Source organism: Pantoea eucalypti (genome assembly GCF_009646115.1).
GTDB lineage: Bacteria > Pseudomonadota > Gammaproteobacteria > Enterobacterales > Enterobacteriaceae > Pantoea > Pantoea eucalypti.
The window spans coordinates 1,287,712-1,304,001 of sequence record NZ_CP045720.1 but is presented as its reverse complement, the minus strand read 5'-3'; the positions used below and the strand labels follow the sequence as shown (position 1 = coordinate 1,304,001).

At 52.9% G+C, this 16,290-nt stretch carries 15 protein-coding genes; 5 read left to right on the top strand and 10 right to left on the bottom strand.

Going from position 1 to position 16,290, the window contains the following annotated elements:
* From nuoC to lrhA, 4 genes are all read right to left on the bottom strand, one after another.
* The gene (nuoC, locus tag EE896_RS06185) at positions 1-1,800 is read right to left on the bottom strand and encodes an NADH-quinone oxidoreductase subunit C/D (protein ID WP_008926471.1); all 1,800 of its coding nucleotides are present in this window, start codon (positions 1,798-1,800) and stop codon (positions 1-3) included.
* Positions 1,801-1,913: 113 nt separating this feature from the next.
* Positions 1,914-2,591: a NuoB/complex I 20 kDa subunit family protein gene (locus tag EE896_RS06180; RefSeq protein ID WP_003854245.1), complete on the bottom strand. Its 678-nt coding sequence runs from the start codon at positions 2,589-2,591 to the stop codon at positions 1,914-1,916.
* A gap of 15 nt (positions 2,592-2,606) precedes the next feature.
* Positions 2,607-3,050, bottom strand: a complete 444-nt coding sequence (locus EE896_RS06175) for an NADH-quinone oxidoreductase subunit A (RefSeq protein ID WP_003854246.1) — start codon at positions 3,048-3,050, stop codon at positions 2,607-2,609.
* Between the two features lie 638 nt (positions 3,051-3,688).
* Positions 3,689-4,612, bottom strand: coding sequence for a transcriptional regulator LrhA (lrhA, locus tag EE896_RS06170; RefSeq protein ID WP_003854247.1), 924 nt, complete (start codon positions 4,610-4,612; stop codon positions 3,689-3,691).
* Positions 4,613-5,575: 963 nt separating this feature from the next.
* Here lrhA and EE896_RS06165 point away from each other — a divergent pair.
* Both EE896_RS06165 and yfbR read left to right on the top strand, forming a co-directional pair.
* Complete coding sequence (locus EE896_RS06165) at positions 5,576-6,793, top strand: pyridoxal phosphate-dependent aminotransferase (RefSeq protein WP_003854248.1); 1,218 nt, start codon at positions 5,576-5,578, stop codon at positions 6,791-6,793.
* 69 nt (positions 6,794-6,862) lie between these two features.
* Positions 6,863-7,462, top strand: a complete 600-nt coding sequence (yfbR, locus tag EE896_RS06160; RefSeq protein ID WP_039659732.1) for a 5'-deoxynucleotidase — start codon at positions 6,863-6,865, stop codon at positions 7,460-7,462.
* Between the two features lie 29 nt (positions 7,463-7,491).
* Here yfbR and EE896_RS06155 read toward each other — a convergent pair whose 3' ends face one another.
* The 3 genes from EE896_RS06155 to yfbV form a co-directional block, all read right to left on the bottom strand.
* Positions 7,492-8,151 (bottom strand): sugar phosphatase, encoded by a 660-nt coding sequence (locus tag EE896_RS06155; RefSeq protein ID WP_003854250.1) that lies wholly within the window; start codon positions 8,149-8,151, stop codon positions 7,492-7,494.
* A 13-nt stretch (positions 8,152-8,164) separates the two neighbouring features.
* On the bottom strand, positions 8,165-8,659 hold the full coding sequence (locus EE896_RS06150; protein WP_003854251.1) for a YfbU family protein: 495 nt from the start codon (positions 8,657-8,659) through the stop codon (positions 8,165-8,167).
* Between the two features lie 145 nt (positions 8,660-8,804).
* Positions 8,805-9,257, bottom strand: coding sequence for a terminus macrodomain insulation protein YfbV (yfbV, locus tag EE896_RS06145; RefSeq protein WP_008926473.1), 453 nt, complete (start codon positions 9,255-9,257; stop codon positions 8,805-8,807).
* 337 nt (positions 9,258-9,594) lie between these two features.
* Here yfbV and ackA point away from each other — a divergent pair, with 337 nt between their 5' ends.
* Together ackA and pta are read left to right on the top strand one after the other, a co-directional pair.
* The gene (gene ackA, locus EE896_RS06140; protein WP_008926474.1) at positions 9,595-10,797 is read left to right on the top strand and encodes an acetate kinase; all 1,203 of its coding nucleotides are present in this window, start codon (positions 9,595-9,597) and stop codon (positions 10,795-10,797) included.
* Positions 10,798-10,883: 86 nt separating this feature from the next.
* Positions 10,884-13,013 (top strand): phosphate acetyltransferase, encoded by a 2,130-nt coding sequence (gene pta, locus EE896_RS06135; protein ID WP_033743374.1) that lies wholly within the window; start codon positions 10,884-10,886, stop codon positions 13,011-13,013.
* A 110-nt stretch (positions 13,014-13,123) separates the two neighbouring features.
* On the opposite strand, the gene yfcD is transcribed toward pta, so the two are convergent.
* Positions 13,124-13,648 carry an NUDIX hydrolase YfcD gene (gene yfcD, locus EE896_RS06130; RefSeq protein WP_003854255.1) on the bottom strand — a complete coding sequence of 175 codons (525 nt, stop codon included), beginning with the start codon at positions 13,646-13,648 and terminating at the stop codon, positions 13,124-13,126.
* A gap of 108 nt (positions 13,649-13,756) precedes the next feature.
* Complete coding sequence (gene yfcF / locus EE896_RS06125; RefSeq protein WP_008926475.1) at positions 13,757-14,398, bottom strand: glutathione transferase; 642 nt, start codon at positions 14,396-14,398, stop codon at positions 13,757-13,759.
* A gap of 182 nt (positions 14,399-14,580) precedes the next feature.
* Here yfcF and EE896_RS06120 point away from each other — a divergent pair, with 182 nt between their 5' ends.
* Positions 14,581-15,480, top strand: a complete 900-nt coding sequence (locus tag EE896_RS06120; protein ID WP_140916279.1) for a TIGR01777 family oxidoreductase — start codon at positions 14,581-14,583, stop codon at positions 15,478-15,480.
* A gap of 36 nt (positions 15,481-15,516) precedes the next feature.
* Here EE896_RS06120 and hisP read toward each other — a convergent pair whose 3' ends face one another.
* A complete protein-coding gene (gene hisP, locus EE896_RS06115) occupies positions 15,517-16,290 on the bottom strand; it encodes a histidine ABC transporter ATP-binding protein HisP (protein WP_003854258.1) in 774 nt (257 codons plus the stop codon).

The window sequence follows — 16,290 nt, the reverse complement described above, 5'->3', positions numbered from 1 at the left end:
TTAGCGGTCCACGTCTGACATAACAAAATCGATACTACCCAGATATACGATCAGGTCGGATACCAGGCTGCCACGGATTACTGAAGGAATCTGCTGCAGATGCGGGAAGCTCGGCGTACGCACGCGGGTGCGGTAGCTCATGGTGCTGCCATCGCTGGTCAGGTAGTAGCTGTTGATCCCTTTCGTCGCTTCAATCATCTGGAACGATTCATTGGCTGGCATCACCGGTCCCCACGAAACCTGCAGGAAGTGGGTGATCAGCGTTTCGATGTGCTGCAGCGTACGCTCTTTCGGTGGTGGCGTGGTCAGCGGGTGATCCGCTTTAAACGGCCCCTCTGGCATATTGTTGAGACACTGCTCAAGGATACGCAGCGACTGCCACATCTCTTCCATCTTCAGCTGAACACGGCTGTAAGCATCGCTGACGCCGTCGCCGACCGGAATTTCGAAATCGAAGTTTTCGTAGCCTGAGTATGGACGCCATTTGCGCACGTCAAAGTCGAGACCCGTGGCACGCAGACCGGCACCGGTCGTGCCCCACGCCAGCGCCTCTTCCATATTGTAAGCAGCAACGCCTTTAGAACGACCAATCAGCACGGTGTTACGCAGTGCCGCTTTGTCATATTCCTTCAGACGCTTCGGCATCCAGTCCAGGAAGTCACGCAGCAGACGTTCCCAGCCTCGCGGCAGGTCGTGTGCTACACCACCGATACGGAACCAGGCCGGGTGCATACGGAAACCGGTAATGGCTTCAACCACATCATAGATTTTCTGGCGATCGGTAAAGGCAAAGAACACCGGCGTCATCGCGCCGACGTCCTGAATAAAGGTCGAGATATAAAGCAGATGGCTGTTAATGCGGAACAGCTCAGAGAGCATCACGCGGATCACGTTTACGCGATCGGGCACCACGATACCGGCCAGTTTTTCTACCGCCAGCACGTAAGGCATTTCGTTCACGCAGCCGCCGAGGTACTCGATACGGTCAGTGTAAGGAATGTAGCTGTGCCAGGACTGACGCTCACCCATCTTTTCGGCACCACGATGGTGATAACCGATGTCAGGTACGCAGTCGACAATCTCTTCACCGTCCAGCTGCAGGATGATGCGGAACGCACCGTGCGCCGACGGGTGGTTAGGCCCGAGGTTCAGGAACATGAAGTCTTCGTTGGTGGTGCTGCGCTTCATGCCCCAGTCTTCAGGCTTAAAGGTCAGCGCCTCCATCTCTAAATCTTCTTTCTGCTTAGTCAGCGTGAAAGGATCGAATTCGGTGGCGCGCGCCGGGTAATCTTTACGCAGCGGATGGCCTTCCCAGGTAGACGGCATCATGATGCGCGTCAGGTGCGGGTGACCATCAAAGGTAATACCAAACATCTCCCAGGTTTCACGCTCATACCAGTTGGCATTCGGGAAAAGACGGGTGATGGTCGGCAGATGCATGTCGTTTTCAGAGAGTGCCACCTTGAGCATGATGTCGCGGTTGCGTTCAATCGACAGCAGGTGGTAGAAAACGGAAAAATCCGCCGCAGGCAGGCCTGCACGGTGGGTACGTAAACGCTCATCCACGCCATGCAGGTCATACAGCATGACGTAAGGCTTCGGTAATTTACGCAGGAACTCGGTAATTTCCAGTATCTGTTCACGCTTAACCCAGACCACCGGAATGCCGGTGCGGGTTGGCTGTACAGTGAAGGCATCCGGCCCAAAACGGTTACGCAACTCGCCGATCACCGGGTCATCAAGGTGATCACGGGTTTGCCATGAAGGCTGAGCGAGATCTTGCGTGGTCAAATCTGTCATACGTTACTCACCATTCCGGCCTGGTCTCAGGCACTCAAATGAAGGCGTCAGGATGGGGCCATGCATTAAATTGTGATGTTCTGCTGCAGGCGCTCTTTTCCATCCATACGGTTTTAAACTTCGTCCGGGCTGCGCAGGTTTGTGACTGCGATGCGCTCGCCGCGTTTTCTTTCACGCTCTGAAGGCATGTTAGCGCGGTAAACGCCCTGGTCGCCGACAACCCATGAAAGCGGACGGCGCTCTTTGCCGATCGACTCCTGCAACAGCAGCAGTGCCTGCATGTAGGCTTCAGGACGTGGCGGGCAGCCAGGAATATAGACATCTACTGGCAGGAATTTATCGACGCCCTGCACCACCGAATAGATGTCATACATGCCGCCCGAATTTGCGCAGGCACCCATTGAGATCACCCATTTTGGCTCCAGCATCTGATCGTATAAACGCTGAATAACCGGAGCCATTTTGGTAAACGGCGTGCCGGCAATAACCATGAAATCCGCCTGGCGTGGCGAGGCGCGCATAACTTCAGCACCAAAACGTGCCACGTCATGGACCGCGGTAAACGATGTGGTCATCTCAACGTAACAACAGGACAGGCCAAAGTTATAAGGCCAGAGTGAGTTTTTACGTCCCCAGTTCACCATGTCATGCAGGGCATTTTCGAGTTTGCCCATATAAACGCTGCGATGAACGTGCTGCTCCAGCGGATCGCTGACGATTTCCTGCTTTTGCAGAGGATAACGGTCGTTCTCACCACCGTTCGGGTCTATGCGGGTGAGCGTATAGTCCATCTTATTGCCTCTCTTTTACTGCTTATGAGGATTGGTGTGGCTGACCGTAGTAGTTTTCACCACTACGCGACGGCGAGCTGGAGCCCAGTCCAGTGCGCCAATGCGTACCAGATAGACCAGACCCGCAAGGAGCACCAAAATGAAAATTGCGGCTTCCACAAAGCCGACCCAACCGCTTTCGCGGATTGAAGTCGCCCATGCGTATAAAAAGAGGGCTTCGACGTCAAAAATGACGAAAAACATCGCAACCAGATAAAATTTCGCCGACAGGCGGATATGGGTGTCACCAACGGATTCAATGCCCGATTCGAATGGCGTGTCTTTATAGCGGGCGCGCGCTCTGCCGCCAAGCAACCATCCTCCGGTCAGCATGAAAGCACACAAGCCAAAGGCAATAACGATAAATACGATAAACGCCCAGTGCTGAGCGATGATTTCGGTGGTAGTTGACATACTCATTGCTTACTCATCAAAAGTGGCGCTGGCATCCTGCACGCGTTTCCCGCAGCAAACTGACCACATCGATTCAAGGGAAGGGTAAAAACCTTTTAAATGTCACTGTTATTACGGAATAAACAGCAATTTAATGGGGTTTTTTACTCCTTTCTATAACCTTTTGTCAACTTTGACAAAAGTATCCAAACATTATTTCACACCTGCATCATATTATTAACAAATGATGCCCCGCTTTCCAGCTAAATCGCTTCAGTCTGTAGGGTTAATTTTAGTGTAGCGGGTAATCACACGCATGGATCGTGCGTTTAACAAACATATTTTGACAGGTATGACTCTTTTTTCCTTCCCCTTAGCAGGGGTATTTTCTTGATCCAGAACACACTTTTGCCCTTTTTGCGTTAATTTCCTCCACCTGAAGCCTTGATACGGAACAAAAGGTTCGTTTTTATGGATTGCAGATTTCAGTTTGTAATGGAGTGAAATACAGTGAGGGGTTTACATCAGGGAGGTTGTCGTCGGGGCGAGTCTGACAAGGGTCAGATAGTAAAAAAGCCCCTCGTTCTGTTCAAAGAATGAGAGGCTTATTTATAAGCGTTTGTTAAGGCAATGGCGCTGATGTTGAGTACAACACGTTAGCGCTATTACTCTTCGTCATCCAACAGCAACGCACCATCTGGATTGTTGCTCAGATTGTACGGATCATTAGTAGACTGCATGGCATTAAAGATAGCCAGCGCCAGCTCATTATCACTGTCAGGATTACGGCACAGCAGATACTGCGTATCCGGGAGAACCGGCAGACCTTCAGCCGCACCCATAACACGCAGTTCCGGGCTCATCATCTCGACCGGGCGCGCTGTTACGCCAAGACCCGCTTTCACTGCAGCTCGTACGGCAGCCAGAGTAGAAGCGACGTAAGAGATACGCCATGGGATACCGGCTTCATTGAGATGATCAATGGCCATATCACGGTAAGGACTTGGCTCATCCAGCAGCACCAATGGAATCGCTTCGCCGCGCTGGAAGATATAGTCCGCTGCGCAGTACCACAAGGTGGGTGAAGTACGCAGTACCTGATAGGTAAAGTTGCCCGGGCTGGACGTTGTCACCACCAGGTCCACTTCACCCTGATTGAGCATTTCCATCATGAATGGATTACGTTTAACCCGCACATCAATGGCCAGTTTCGGATAAACCGAGGTCACCCGGTTTAACAGGAACGGCAGAATAGTGTCAGAGGTGTCATCAGAGGCACCAATAGTCAGTACGCCCTGAATGTTGCTGTACATCAGAGATGTACAGGCTTCGTCGTTAAAACGAAGAATTTTTCTGGCATAGCCTAAAAGCTGGATCCCATGCTCTGTTAAAAGCTTATTACGTCCATGTCTGGCAAACAGCTCTTTACCTACCAATTGCTCCAGACGCTGCATCTGCTGACTGACTGCTGACTGGGTTCTGCAGACCGCTGCAGCGGCGGCTGCAAAGGTATTCAAATCCGCAACGGCAACGAAAGTTCTCAGCAGATCGAGGTCGAGATTCAGTATCGGACGATTTGCATTAGTCATGTTTTTTCTTCACTTATAAGATTTTTACGAACTACTACCCTGGTGTTATTACAAGCTTATCAAAGTGATAAGCGGTAATGGTGCTTAATGACAGTCCTGTGTGAAGACTGACATAAAAAAATTTTATGTGGAACCTGCACCGTTGACTCACCCGAAGGGAGCACGATGCTTTAAGACAGAGACAACTTCTTCTGTACCGATGGCGCTGGGGTGCGCAAATGCAGGAAGCTGTTTAGTTGTCTTATTCCCACCGGAATGAATCGGGCGGGATAAAAACTACACTTAGCGGGCTATCAAGGCGAAGCGGCGAAGTGCACTAAATAATAAATTATACTTAATCATTTTTGACTTCAAAATGGAAATGATTTTGTGAAAAGCGCTGTAAATTTTGTGACAAAGGCATTTCGTGACCCTTATGCCACATTATTGATCACTTTTTAAGCCTTCAACGTTCTGAAAGTTAGTGAGGAAGTGTTAAGTAGTGCTCACTATCCTGTATTTAAGGTGCCGAATGAAACGCCTTTTTTGGTACTTTTCCGGCGATCACAAGGCCTTAAACAGCACACTCTTAAGCAGTGTTAAGGCGTAAATAGTTCTCATGTTATAAAACTGGCCATAAAACGAACATTAATAAAATAAATTTTAACTATTCCTCAAAGTGTATATTTCAGCGGTAAAGAAAATATCTCTCCGTATTGAGTCCACAAACCTTTTTAAATTCCAGAGGCAGATGTTGGCTCGCTACGGTTTTGGGTGGATTAAAATTCTAAAAATTTCTTTATACATAGTTTTATTAACCACCCTCAGCGAGAGCTGTTACTTTTTACGCTACGCATTCTGCAAAAAGTTGTTGAACCCGCCAAAACGGGGCGGCACCCTTCTTTTGTGACCGTGAGGAGAGTACATTGTGCTGGTTCGATTTCTGTGGCAGCCACAAGGATTCTGCCCATCAAGGCGGTAACAATGACTTTTCAAATTGATAAATCCGGAAAACTCGATAACGTCTGTTATGACATCCGTGGACCGGTACTGAAAGAGGCTAAGCGCCTTGAAGAAGAAGGTAATAAAGTTCTCAAGCTGAACATTGGCAATCCGGCGCCGTTTGGTTTCGAAGCACCGGATGAGATCCTGGTTGATGTCATTCGTAACCTTCCCAGCGCTCAGGGTTATTGCGACTCCAAGGGCCTCTACTCCGCCCGTAAAGCAATCATGCAGCACTATCAGGCACGCGACATGCGCGATGTCACGGTAGAAGATATTTATATCGGTAACGGGGTATCAGAACTCATCGTGCAGGCGATGCAGGCGTTACTGAATAGCGGCGACGAAATGCTGGTGCCCGCGCCCGACTATCCCTTATGGACAGCCGCGGTTTCTCTCTCCAGCGGTAAAGCGGTGCACTATCTGTGTGATGAGTCTGCCGGCTGGTTCCCTGATCTGGATGATATCCGTAGCAAGATAACGCCTCGTACCCGTGGCATCGTGATCATCAACCCGAATAACCCTACCGGCGCGGTCTACAGTAAAGAACTGCTGTTAGAGGTGGTTGAAATTGCGCGTCAGCATAATCTGATCATTTTCGCCGACGAAATCTACGACAAGATCCTTTACGACGACGCCCAGCATCACTGCATTGCGGCCCTGGCGCCCGATCTACTGACCGTGACGTTCAATGGCCTCTCCAAAACCTATCGCGTGGCCGGTTTCCGTCAGGGCTGGATGGTACTGAACGGGCCGAAGAAACATGCGAAAGGCTATATTGAAGGGCTGGAAATGCTCGCCTCAATGCGTCTGTGTGCCAACGTCCCGGCGCAGCATGCGATTCAGACGGCACTGGGCGGCTATCAGAGCATCAGCGAATTTATCATGCCTGGTGGTCGTCTCTACGAGCAGCGCCAGCGTGCATGGGAGTTGATCAATGATATTCCTGGCGTCAGCTGTGTGAAGCCGCAGGGCGCGCTCTACATGTTCCCGAAAATCGATGCCAAAAAATTCAATATCTTCGACGATCAGAAGATGGTGCTGGATTTTCTGTTACAGGAAAAAGTGTTGCTGGTTCAGGGCAGTGCGTTCAACTGGCCATGGCCCGATCATCTTCGCATCGTTACGCTGCCACGCGTCGATGACCTGGAGATGGCGATTAATAAATTTGGGCGTTTCCTGCAAGGCTATCGTCAGTAATCACGCCCGCGTATACTGACGTTATTTGGGGAGAGCCGGTCTCTCCCCTGCCTGCCAACAGGAACGCGCATGACACAAAGCCACTTCTTTGCTCACCTCTCCCGTCTTAAGCTGATTAATCGCTGGCCGCTGATGCGCAATGTGCGCACCGAAAATGTCTCGGAACACAGTCTGCAGGTCGCTATGGTGGCGCACGCCCTGGCGGTGATCAAAAATCTCAAGTTCAGCGGGTCGCTTAATGCCGATCGTATTGCCATGCTGGCGCTTTATCACGATGCCAGTGAAGTGCTTACCGGCGATTTACCGACACCGGTGAAGTATTACAACGCGCAGATCGCCCACGAATATAAGAAAATCGAAAAGATTGCTCAGCAAAAGCTGATTGAGATGCTGCCGGAAGAGTTTCAGGAAATCTATCGCCCGCTGATCGATGAGCATCTGCATAGCGAAGAGGAGCAGGCCGTTGTGAAACAGGCGGATGCGCTCTGTGCCTATGTTAAGTGTCTTGAAGAGTTGTCTGCCGGGAATAATGAATTTTTACTGGCGAAAGCACGGCTGGAAAAGACCCTGGCGCAGCGTCGTTCGCCGGAGATGGATTACTTCGTTGACGTGTTCATTCCGAGCTTCAGCCTGTCACTGGATGAAATCTCGCAGGATACGCCTCTTTAAGCCCGGCGAACTGGCCGCCGGGCGAACCCTTAAGCCTGCTGACTAAAGGTAAAACTGCCATCAGACTCGCGGGAAACTACCAGCGATGCCAGCGATTCGAGCTTAAGCGCCACGTCATCCAGCCGGGGTGTCTCCGCCGCAGGATTAATAGCAATCACCGTGCAGCCCGCATTCAGGCCGGATAAAATTCCGGCGGGAGCATCTTCTGCCACTACGCACGCTGTCGCCGCTAACCCCAGTTTCTCCGCACCCAGCAGGTAAGGATCGGGTTCAGGTTTACCTTTCGCCACCTGCTCAGCCGTAATGAACACAGCAGGCTTTGGTAACCCCGCGGCTTTGTGACGGGCATGAGCGACCGGCACCGAGCCTGAGGTGACAATTGCCCAGGGAATATTCAGTTCGTTCAGCCGGTTCAGCAACGCGACGGCACCGGGCAGCGCCTGCACACCGTCGGTGTCCGCCGCTTCAGCCTGCTCCAGCGCGGTAAACTCCGCCTGTATAGCCTCTTCCGACTGACCTGCCATAAAATGACGCAAAGAGGTGATCGCCTGTTTGCCATGGATAAAATCCAGGATCTCATCAGCGGCGATACCATGACGGGCACCCCACTGGCTCCAGGCTCGTTCAACCGCTGGCAGCGAATCCACCAGCGTGCCGTCTAAATCAAATAGAAAACCTCTGTAGGTCACGCGCTCCTCCTCTTCAGGCATTGATCACTTGTGCAATTTCATTTGCACTTAAATGGTACTGGCGCGGACAAGTCTGCCACAAAGCTAACATGCGTTGATACTTTTCCCACATTGGGGTCTGGGCATTGAAACCGTGAGTACCGGAATCGAAGTGGGTATACCGCCCTTCTGTATTCACCATAAAACGGACGTAGCCCAGCAGCCGCGCTTCAGTTGCCGCATCAAAGCCCAAAAAGGCGAGACGGCGCGCTTCAAGCTGACCTTTATCTTTGAGGTTCGACCAGGAAACATGGAGGGCATGATGCATCTCCATAATATCGATCACCGTCCGGCAGATCGCTTCGCTGAGTTCGCCAAACTCTTTGTCCAGTTCACGCATCTGCAGCGCATAGCCGCGTTCGATGATGGTCTGGTAACGGCGGAAGCGTTCAGCATTTTCAGGCTCAAGCATCGCCATGATTTTATACTGGTTAGTGAGAATCAAACGCTGTGCATGGGTCATTTCCATCATTGACTCCCGGTCAGAGACCGCTCAGTTAATCGACAATGGAGAAATGATTGCACAGCGTTAACGACACGGAAACCGCCGTCTCGCCTTTCTTTGATTTGGCCGCAGGTTAGCGGTAATTATTTTACCGCCAGCCTGGGTTTGCCTAGAGATCGTCGAGGAAGGTGCGGTCGAGCTGTTTAAACGCCCGCTTAAGCAGATCGGCCAGTGCCTGATAAGTCGGCTTGCCTTCAACCGGTGCTATCGCCTGCCCGGCTTCTTCCAGTCGGGTACGCACCTCATGAAACCAGTTAAGCAGCGTTGGCGGCAGTGGCGTCACTGAACGCTTGCCCAGCCACCACAGTCCCTGCATCGGCAGGCTGCAGGCAAACAGCGCAGTCGCCACGGCCGGGCCTAACTGACCGCCCATCGCAATCTGCCAGGTCAGCGTAAAAATCGCCAGAGGTGGCATAAAACGAATGGCAAAACGGGTTGCCGATGAAACCCGGTTTTCCGGGAACACGGGGGCCAGGCGCTTATCAGCAGGCCAGGTCTTCATATAGTGTTGGCCGCGCTGAAACATCCGAAACCAATTGGTACTGCCAGATTCATTCGCCATGGCTCACCTCAACTAATACTGCAAAGATTAAAAAATAGTTATAAAGACACAACTTTACGTAACAAGCTTCAATTATTTTTGTCTTTAAAGATGACTCCAGCTATTCTGACGCCGTTTTAACACCTCTCCGGAAGCGGAATGCGCCTTTGGGAAGAGGCCTGAGCCAAGTTTCGACAAGGCAATCTTAAAATTTTCGCGTAAGATTACCGAAATTTTTTGCGGAATCGCAGATTTCTGTCTACCGCATGATGTTTGTCATTAATCTACCAGCTTTCATGGGCTACGCTGATAGTCTGATTGCGTTTAATTTAGCCACTCTCAAAAAATAGGTACTTCCATGTCGAGTAAGTTAGTTCTGGTTCTGAACTGTGGCAGCTCTTCCCTGAAGTTTGCCATTCTTAACCCTGCCAGCGGTGAAGAGTTCCTGTCAGGCCTGGCGGAATGTTTCCATCTTCCTGAAGCCCGTATCAAATGGAAGCTGGAAGGCGAAAAACAGGAAGCGCCTCTGGGTGCTGGCGCAGCGCACAGCGAAGCGCTGAACTTTATCGTTAAATCCATTCTGGCACAAAAACCTGAGCTTTCGGCACAAATTGCTGCAATCGGCCATCGTATCGTTCATGGCGGCGAAAAACTGACGCAGTCAGTCATCATCACTGAAAAAGTCGTCCAGGGCATCAAAGACGCCTCCTCTTTCGCACCGCTGCACAATCCGGCTCATCTGATCGGTATTGATGAAGCGATGAAAAATTTCCCTCACCTGTCAGACAAGAATGTCGCGGTATTTGACACCGCTTTCCATCAGACAATGCCGGAAGAGTCTTATCTCTATGCGCTGCCGTACAAATTGTACAAAGAGCATGGCGTTCGTCGCTATGGCGCACATGGTACCAGCCACTTCTACGTGACTCACGAAGCGGCCAAAATGCTTAACAAGCCACTGGCGTCACTGAACATCATCACCTGTCACCTCGGCAACGGCGGTTCGGTCTCTGCGATTCGCAACGGCGAGTGCGTGGACACCTCAATGGGTCTGACCCCGCTGGAAGGCCTGGTGATGGGTACGCGCAGTGGCGACATCGACCCGGCGATAGTCTTCTTCCTCCACGATACGCTGGGTATGAGCGTTGATGCCATCAATAAACTGCTGACTAAAGAGTCTGGCCTGTTAGGTCTGACCGAAGTCACCAGCGACTGCCGCTACGTTGAAGATAACTACAGCACCAAAGAAGATGCGAAGCGTGCAATGGATGTCTTCTGTCATCGTCTGGCGAAATATATCGGCAGTTACACCGCGCTGATGGATGGCCGTCTTGACGCCGTCGTGTTTACCGGCGGCATCGGCGAAAACGCCGCGATGGTGCGTGAACTCTCACTGAAAAAACTGGCGCTGCTGGGCTTTGAAGTTGACCACGATCGCAACCTGGCCGCCCGTTTCGGCAAATCTGGTTACATCAATAAAGAAGGCACTCGCCCGGCGCTGGTGATTCCGACCAACGAAGAACTGGTCATCGCCCAGGACGCCGCGCGGCTGACTGCGTAAAACACTTCTCTCCGTCAGCTCAGGCTGACGGAGTTGTTTTTGACACCCTGCCATTACTGAGAGGTTCAAACGTGTCACGTACAATTATGCTCATTCCGACCGGCACCAGCGTCGGCCTGACCAGCGTCAGCCTCGGCGTTATTCGCGCCATGGAGCGCAAAGGCGTCCGTCTCAGCGTCTTCAAGCCAATTGCTCAGCCGCGTAGCGGCGGCGATACGCCGGATCAAACCACCACCATCATCCGTAAGAACTCCTCGATTCCTGCCGCTGAACCGCTGCAGATGTCACGTGTTGAATCTCTGCTGGGATCGAACCAGCAGGATGTGCTGATGGAAGAGATCATCTCCCGTTACCATGCCAACACGCAGGATGCGGAAGTGGTTCTGGTTGAAGGGCTTGTGCCGACCCGTAAGCATCAGTTTGCCAACGCGCTGAACTACGAAATCGCCAAAACCCTGAACGCAGAAATCGTCTTCGTGATGGCGCTGGGCAATGACTCGCCGGCACAGTTGAAAGAGCGCATTGAACTGACTCAGAGCAGCTTCGGCGGTCAGAAGAACAAAAATATCACGGGCGTAATTATCAACAAACTCAACGCGCCGGTGGATGATCAGGGGCGTACCCGTCCTGACCTGTCAGAGATCTTTGATGACTCCTCAAAAGCGAGCATCGCCAACATCGATCCAAAGCAGCTGTTCTCAGACAGCCCGCTGCCGGTGCTGGGCTGCGTGCCGTGGAGCTTTGATCTGATTGCTACCCGCGCGATCGATATGTGCCGCCACCTGGATGCGCGTATCATCAATGAAGGTGAAATTCAGACCCGCCGGGTCAAATCCGTCACCTTCTGTGCGCGCAGTATCCCGCACATGCTGGAGCATTTCCGTCCTGGCTCACTGCTGGTGACTTCCGCAGACCGCCCTGATGTGCTGGTCGCCGCCTGTCTGGCCGCGATGAACGGCATTGAAATTGGTGCAATTCTGCTGACCGGTAACTATGAGATTGACGATCGCATCGCCCGTCTCTGCGACCGGGCTTTCCAGACCGGCCTGCCGGTGTTTATGGTGAAAACCAACACCTGGCAGACCTCCCTGAGCCTGCAGAGCTTTAATCTTGAAGTGCCTGCTGACGATACGCAGCGCATTGAGAAAGTGCAGGAATATGTGGCCAGCTACATTAATGCCGAGTGGATTGAGTCACTGACCGCCACCTCTGAGCGCAGCCGTCGCCTGTCACCTCCAGCCTTCCGCTACCAGCTGACTGAGCTCGCGCGTAAAGCGGGTAAACGCGTCGTGCTGCCAGAGGGTGATGAGCCGCGTACGGTTAAAGCGGCCTCTATCTGTGCTGAGCGCGGTATCGCCACCTGCGTCCTGTTAGGCAATCCGGATGAGATTCAGCGTGTCGCTGCGGCTCAGGGTGTCGTACTGGGCAAAGGTGTCGAAATTGTTGACCCGGAGCAGGTACGTGAAAACTACGTGCCACGTCTGGTTGAGCTGCGTAAGAGCAAAGGCATGACCGAAGTGGTCGCTCAGGAGCAGCTGGAAGATAACGTGGTTCTCGGCACCATGATGCTGGAGAGCGGTGAAGTGGATGGTCTGGTTTCAGGCGCGGTTCACACCACCGCCAACACCATTCGTCCGCCACTGCAGTTGATCAAAACCGCGCCGAACAGCTCGCTGGTTTCATCCGTGTTCTTTATGCTGCTGCCGGAGCAGGTGCTGGTCTACGGTGACTGCGCCATTAACCCGGATCCCACCGCTGAGCAGCTGGCTGAGATTGCTATCCAGTCAGCTGATTCTGCCAGCGCCTTTGGTATCGATCCGCGTGTGGCGATGATCTCCTACTCTACCGGCACGTCAGGTGCAGGTAGCGATGTTGAGAAAGTGCGTGAAGCAACGCGCATTGCGCAGGAGAAACGTCCTGATCTGGTCATCGATGGTCCGCTGCAGTATGACGCCGCGATCATGGAAGATGTGGCGAAATCGAAAGCGCCAAATTCACAGGTTGCAGGTCGCGCTACCGTGTTTATCTTCCCGGATCTCAACACCGGTAACACCACCTACAAAGCGGTACAGCGTTCAGCCGATCTGATCTCAATCGGACCGATGCTGCAGGGTATGCGTAAGCCGGTCAACGATCTGTCGCGCGGTGCGCTGGTTGACGACATCGTCTATACCATCGCCCTGACGGCTATTCAGTCACAGCAGGCTGAAGGTTAAGCGTCTGGTAACAACGAAAAAGGCATGCCACGAGGCATGCCTTTTTTTTCGCCGGTAACCGGGCAGTCCGCGTTAATGCGCGTCGGTCACTGGTATGAATGCGCCCGTTTTCAGGCCCGGTTATCACCGTTGCGGCTCATCCACAGAGAGAGCGCTTTCAGCGAATCGTCGGTAAATTCATCACAGCGTGCGGTGATCTCATCGGGCGTCATCCAGATAATCTCATCGACTTCCGATTCCTGCATGGCGAAAGGGCCATGTGACACACAACTGAACAGACCGCCCCAGACACGGCAATGCTGATCTTCGAAGTAGAATTTGCCATGCTCAGCAAACGGCACGGCGGCAATCCCTAACTCCTCTTCCGCTTCACGTCGCGCAGATTCCAGCATATCTTCACCGCTCTGCACCACGCCACCTGCGGTTGCGTCCAGTTTGCCCGGCATAAAATCTTTTATCTCGGTGCGACGCTGTACCAGAATCTTACCCATACCGTCATGAACCACGATATAAGTGGCGCGGTGACGCAGGCACTGAGCACGCATCTGCGCGCGTGTCGCCTGAGCAACGACTTCATTCTCTTCGTTTACGATATCGACCCACTCAATGCCGTCACCCGCAGTTTGATCCACCATCCGTAACCCTTTCCTGTTTGGCGTACAGTTGCGTACGCAGTTTGCCACGTCGTTATTTTTATGTGGCGTAAGGTAATCACTTACGCCAGCATGAGCAAGCCCCGGCTGTTACCGATTTTTACCACTTTCTGCTAACCACAGCTGTACCGAGGCGCGTTGCCACTGAAACTCAGCATATTGCTGTAAGCGTGCGGGCAGAGGATCGCCATGCAGTACCAGCCGGTTAAGCATCACCGCCAGATCGGTATCTGCAATTGACCACTCGCCAAACAGGTTCTGCTGTCCGTCTGGCAGCAGACGTTCGACAGCCGTAACGAGTTTATCCACCGCCTGCTGCGCTGACGCGGTCAGCGGCGCAAAGCGTTCACCGGCAAACAGCACTTCTGTCGGACGCTCCTGACGAATCCACAGGAAGTCACTGCGCAGCCAGGCCTGAATCTCTCGCGCGCGAGCGCGCTTTTCGCGGTCGCGAGGATAGAGACGTTCAAACTCGGGTGCCGGAAAACGCTCTTCAAGATATTCGGTTATCGCCGAGGATTCGCTTAACAGAAAGTCATCAATCTGCAGGGTCGGAACCCGGCAGGTCAGCGACAACTCACGGTATGCCGCTGCGTATTGCTGATTCTGCGACAAATCGACGCGTTTCAGGTGGAACGGAATCCCTTTTTCGTTAAGGGCAACGTAGGCCGACATGGCGTAAGGACTGAAAAATGATGAATCTGACCACAGGGTGATGGGCGGATAATTCATCGGTTACCTCAATTGGCTGTCAGGATTGCATCATGTTTACCGATTTTTTTTTGCGAAGGCAACGCTGAGCTGATCCGATCTCTTCCTTCAGAAGAAGAAACCGCGACGCGACTCACTATAGAGTGGCTCCACTCTTCTATGCTGAAAGGTGCAAATAACAAAAACATCAAGGGAGCCGCAACATGCACATTCTTATTACCGGTGGCACGGGACTGATTGGCCGTCACCTGATTCCACGTCTGCAGCAGTTGGGCCATCAGATCAGCGTGGTAACGCGCGACGTGGTCAGCGCGCGTGAAAAACTGGGCGAGAACGTCGCGCTCTGGTCAGGACTGGCGCAACAGTCGACACTGGATGACATCGATGCGGTGATTAATCTGGCGGGCGAACCGATCGCTGACAAACGCTGGACGGAGCCACACAAGCAGCAGCTCTGTGAAAGTCGCTGGCAGATAACCGAGCAGATCGCCTCACTGATCAACGCCAGCACTACGCCACCCGCCGTATTGATCTCAGGTTCGGCAACCGGCTTTTATGGCAATACCGGCGATCTGGTGCTGACCGAAGAGGATCAGGGGCAGGATGAGTTCACGCATCAGCTCTGCGCCCGCTGGGAGCAGCTGGCGCTCACGGCGGAAAGCGAACGCACCCGCGTTTGTCTGCTGCGAACTGGCGTGGTACTGGCGCCCGAGGGCGGCGCACTCAGCAAAATGAAGTGGCCGTTTAAGCTCGGCATCGGCGGGCCAATCGGCAGTGGTAAACAGTACATGCCGTGGATCCATATTGATGACATGCTCAACGCCATTATCTGGCTGCTGGACCATGATGACCTGAGAGGGCCGTTCAACATGGTCGCACCTTACGCGGTGCGTAATGAGCAGTTTGCCGCCACGCTGGGTCGGGTTATGCATCGTCCGGCCTTTATGCGTACGCCTGCCAGCGCCATTAAGCTGATGATGGGCGAATCGTCGGTTCTGGTGCTGGGAGGACAACATGTGCTGCCAAAGCGGCTGGAGGCGTCAGGTTTTGGCTTCCGCTGGTACGATCTGCAGGAGGCATTGCAGGATGTAGTGAAGCATTAACCAGAAGCCCGCGCCCGGCCAGGCGCGGGCTCAGGCTTACTTCAGCGATCCCTTGAGGAACTGCTGTAAACGTGGACTTTTCGGGTTGCCAAACACCTCCGCAGGCGGCCCCTGCTCTTCGATTTTGCCCTGGTGCAGGAAAATCACATGGCTGGAGACGTGACGGGCAAATTCCATCTCATGCGTGACGACCACCATGGTTTTACCCTCTTCCGCCAGCTTCTGCATGATGCGCAGCACTTCGCCTACCAGTTCAGGATCCAGCGCCGACGTCGGCTCATCAAACAGCAACACTTCCGGCTCCATCGCCAGCGCGCGCGCAATCGACACACGCTGCTGCTGACCACCCGAGAGATGCACCGGATACTTCGCCTGCGCCCGCGCATCAATGCCGACTTTATCGAGATAGCGGATGGCGCGCTCACGCGCTTCCGCTTTACTCAGCCCCAGCACCTGAATCGGCGCTTCCATCACATTTTCCAGCACTGTCATGTGACTCCAGAGATTAAAGTGCTGGAACACCATGGTGAGGCTGGTGCGCAACGCGCGCAGTTGCTCTTTGTCAGCCACTTTAAGCTGACCATCTTTGTCGCGGACTAAGGTGATCTGCTGGTTGTTCACCATGATGCTGCCTTCACTCGGTTTTTCGAGGAAGTTGATGCAGCGTAAAAAGGTACTTTTCCCTGAACCGGACGATCCAATGATGCTGATCACATCGCCCGCTTTAGCAGTTAACGAGACCCCTTTCAGCACTTCATGTTCACCGTAACGCTTATGCAATTCGGTGACGCTTAATTTATTGTCAGCCAT

Excerpts from the sequence above, each read along its gene's own strand:
- yfcF (WP_008926475.1), bottom strand. The coding sequence starts at position 14,398 with ATGAATTATCCGCCCATCACCCTGTGGTCAGATTCATCATTTTTCAGT.
- yfbV (WP_008926473.1), bottom strand. The coding sequence starts at position 9,257 with ATGGCGAATGAATCTGGCAGTACCAATTGGTTTCGGATGTTTCAGCGC.
- yfcD (WP_003854255.1), bottom strand. The coding sequence starts at position 13,648 with ATGGTGGATCAAACTGCGGGTGACGGCATTGAGTGGGTCGATATCGTA.
- lrhA (WP_003854247.1), bottom strand. The coding sequence starts at position 4,612 with ATGACTAATGCAAATCGTCCGATACTGAATCTCGACCTCGATCTGCTG.
- EE896_RS06120 (WP_140916279.1), top strand. The coding sequence starts at position 14,581 with ATGCACATTCTTATTACCGGTGGCACGGGACTGATTGGCCGTCACCTG.
- EE896_RS06175 (WP_003854246.1), bottom strand. The coding sequence starts at position 3,050 with ATGAGTATGTCAACTACCACCGAAATCATCGCTCAGCACTGGGCGTTT.
- EE896_RS06180 (WP_003854245.1), bottom strand. The coding sequence starts at position 2,591 with ATGGACTATACGCTCACCCGCATAGACCCGAACGGTGGTGAGAACGAC.
- EE896_RS06150 (WP_003854251.1), bottom strand. The coding sequence starts at position 8,659 with ATGGAAATGACCCATGCACAGCGTTTGATTCTCACTAACCAGTATAAA.
- EE896_RS06165 (WP_003854248.1), top strand. The coding sequence starts at position 5,576 with ATGACTTTTCAAATTGATAAATCCGGAAAACTCGATAACGTCTGTTAT.
- nuoC (WP_008926471.1), bottom strand. The coding sequence starts at position 1,800 with ATGACAGATTTGACCACGCAAGATCTCGCTCAGCCTTCATGGCAAACC.
- ackA (WP_008926474.1), top strand. The coding sequence starts at position 9,595 with ATGTCGAGTAAGTTAGTTCTGGTTCTGAACTGTGGCAGCTCTTCCCTG.
- pta (WP_033743374.1), top strand. The coding sequence starts at position 10,884 with ATGCTCATTCCGACCGGCACCAGCGTCGGCCTGACCAGCGTCAGCCTC.
- hisP (WP_003854258.1), bottom strand. The coding sequence starts at position 16,290 with ATGGCTGACAATAAATTAAGCGTCACCGAATTGCATAAGCGTTACGGT.
- yfbR (WP_039659732.1), top strand. The coding sequence starts at position 6,863 with ATGACACAAAGCCACTTCTTTGCTCACCTCTCCCGTCTTAAGCTGATT.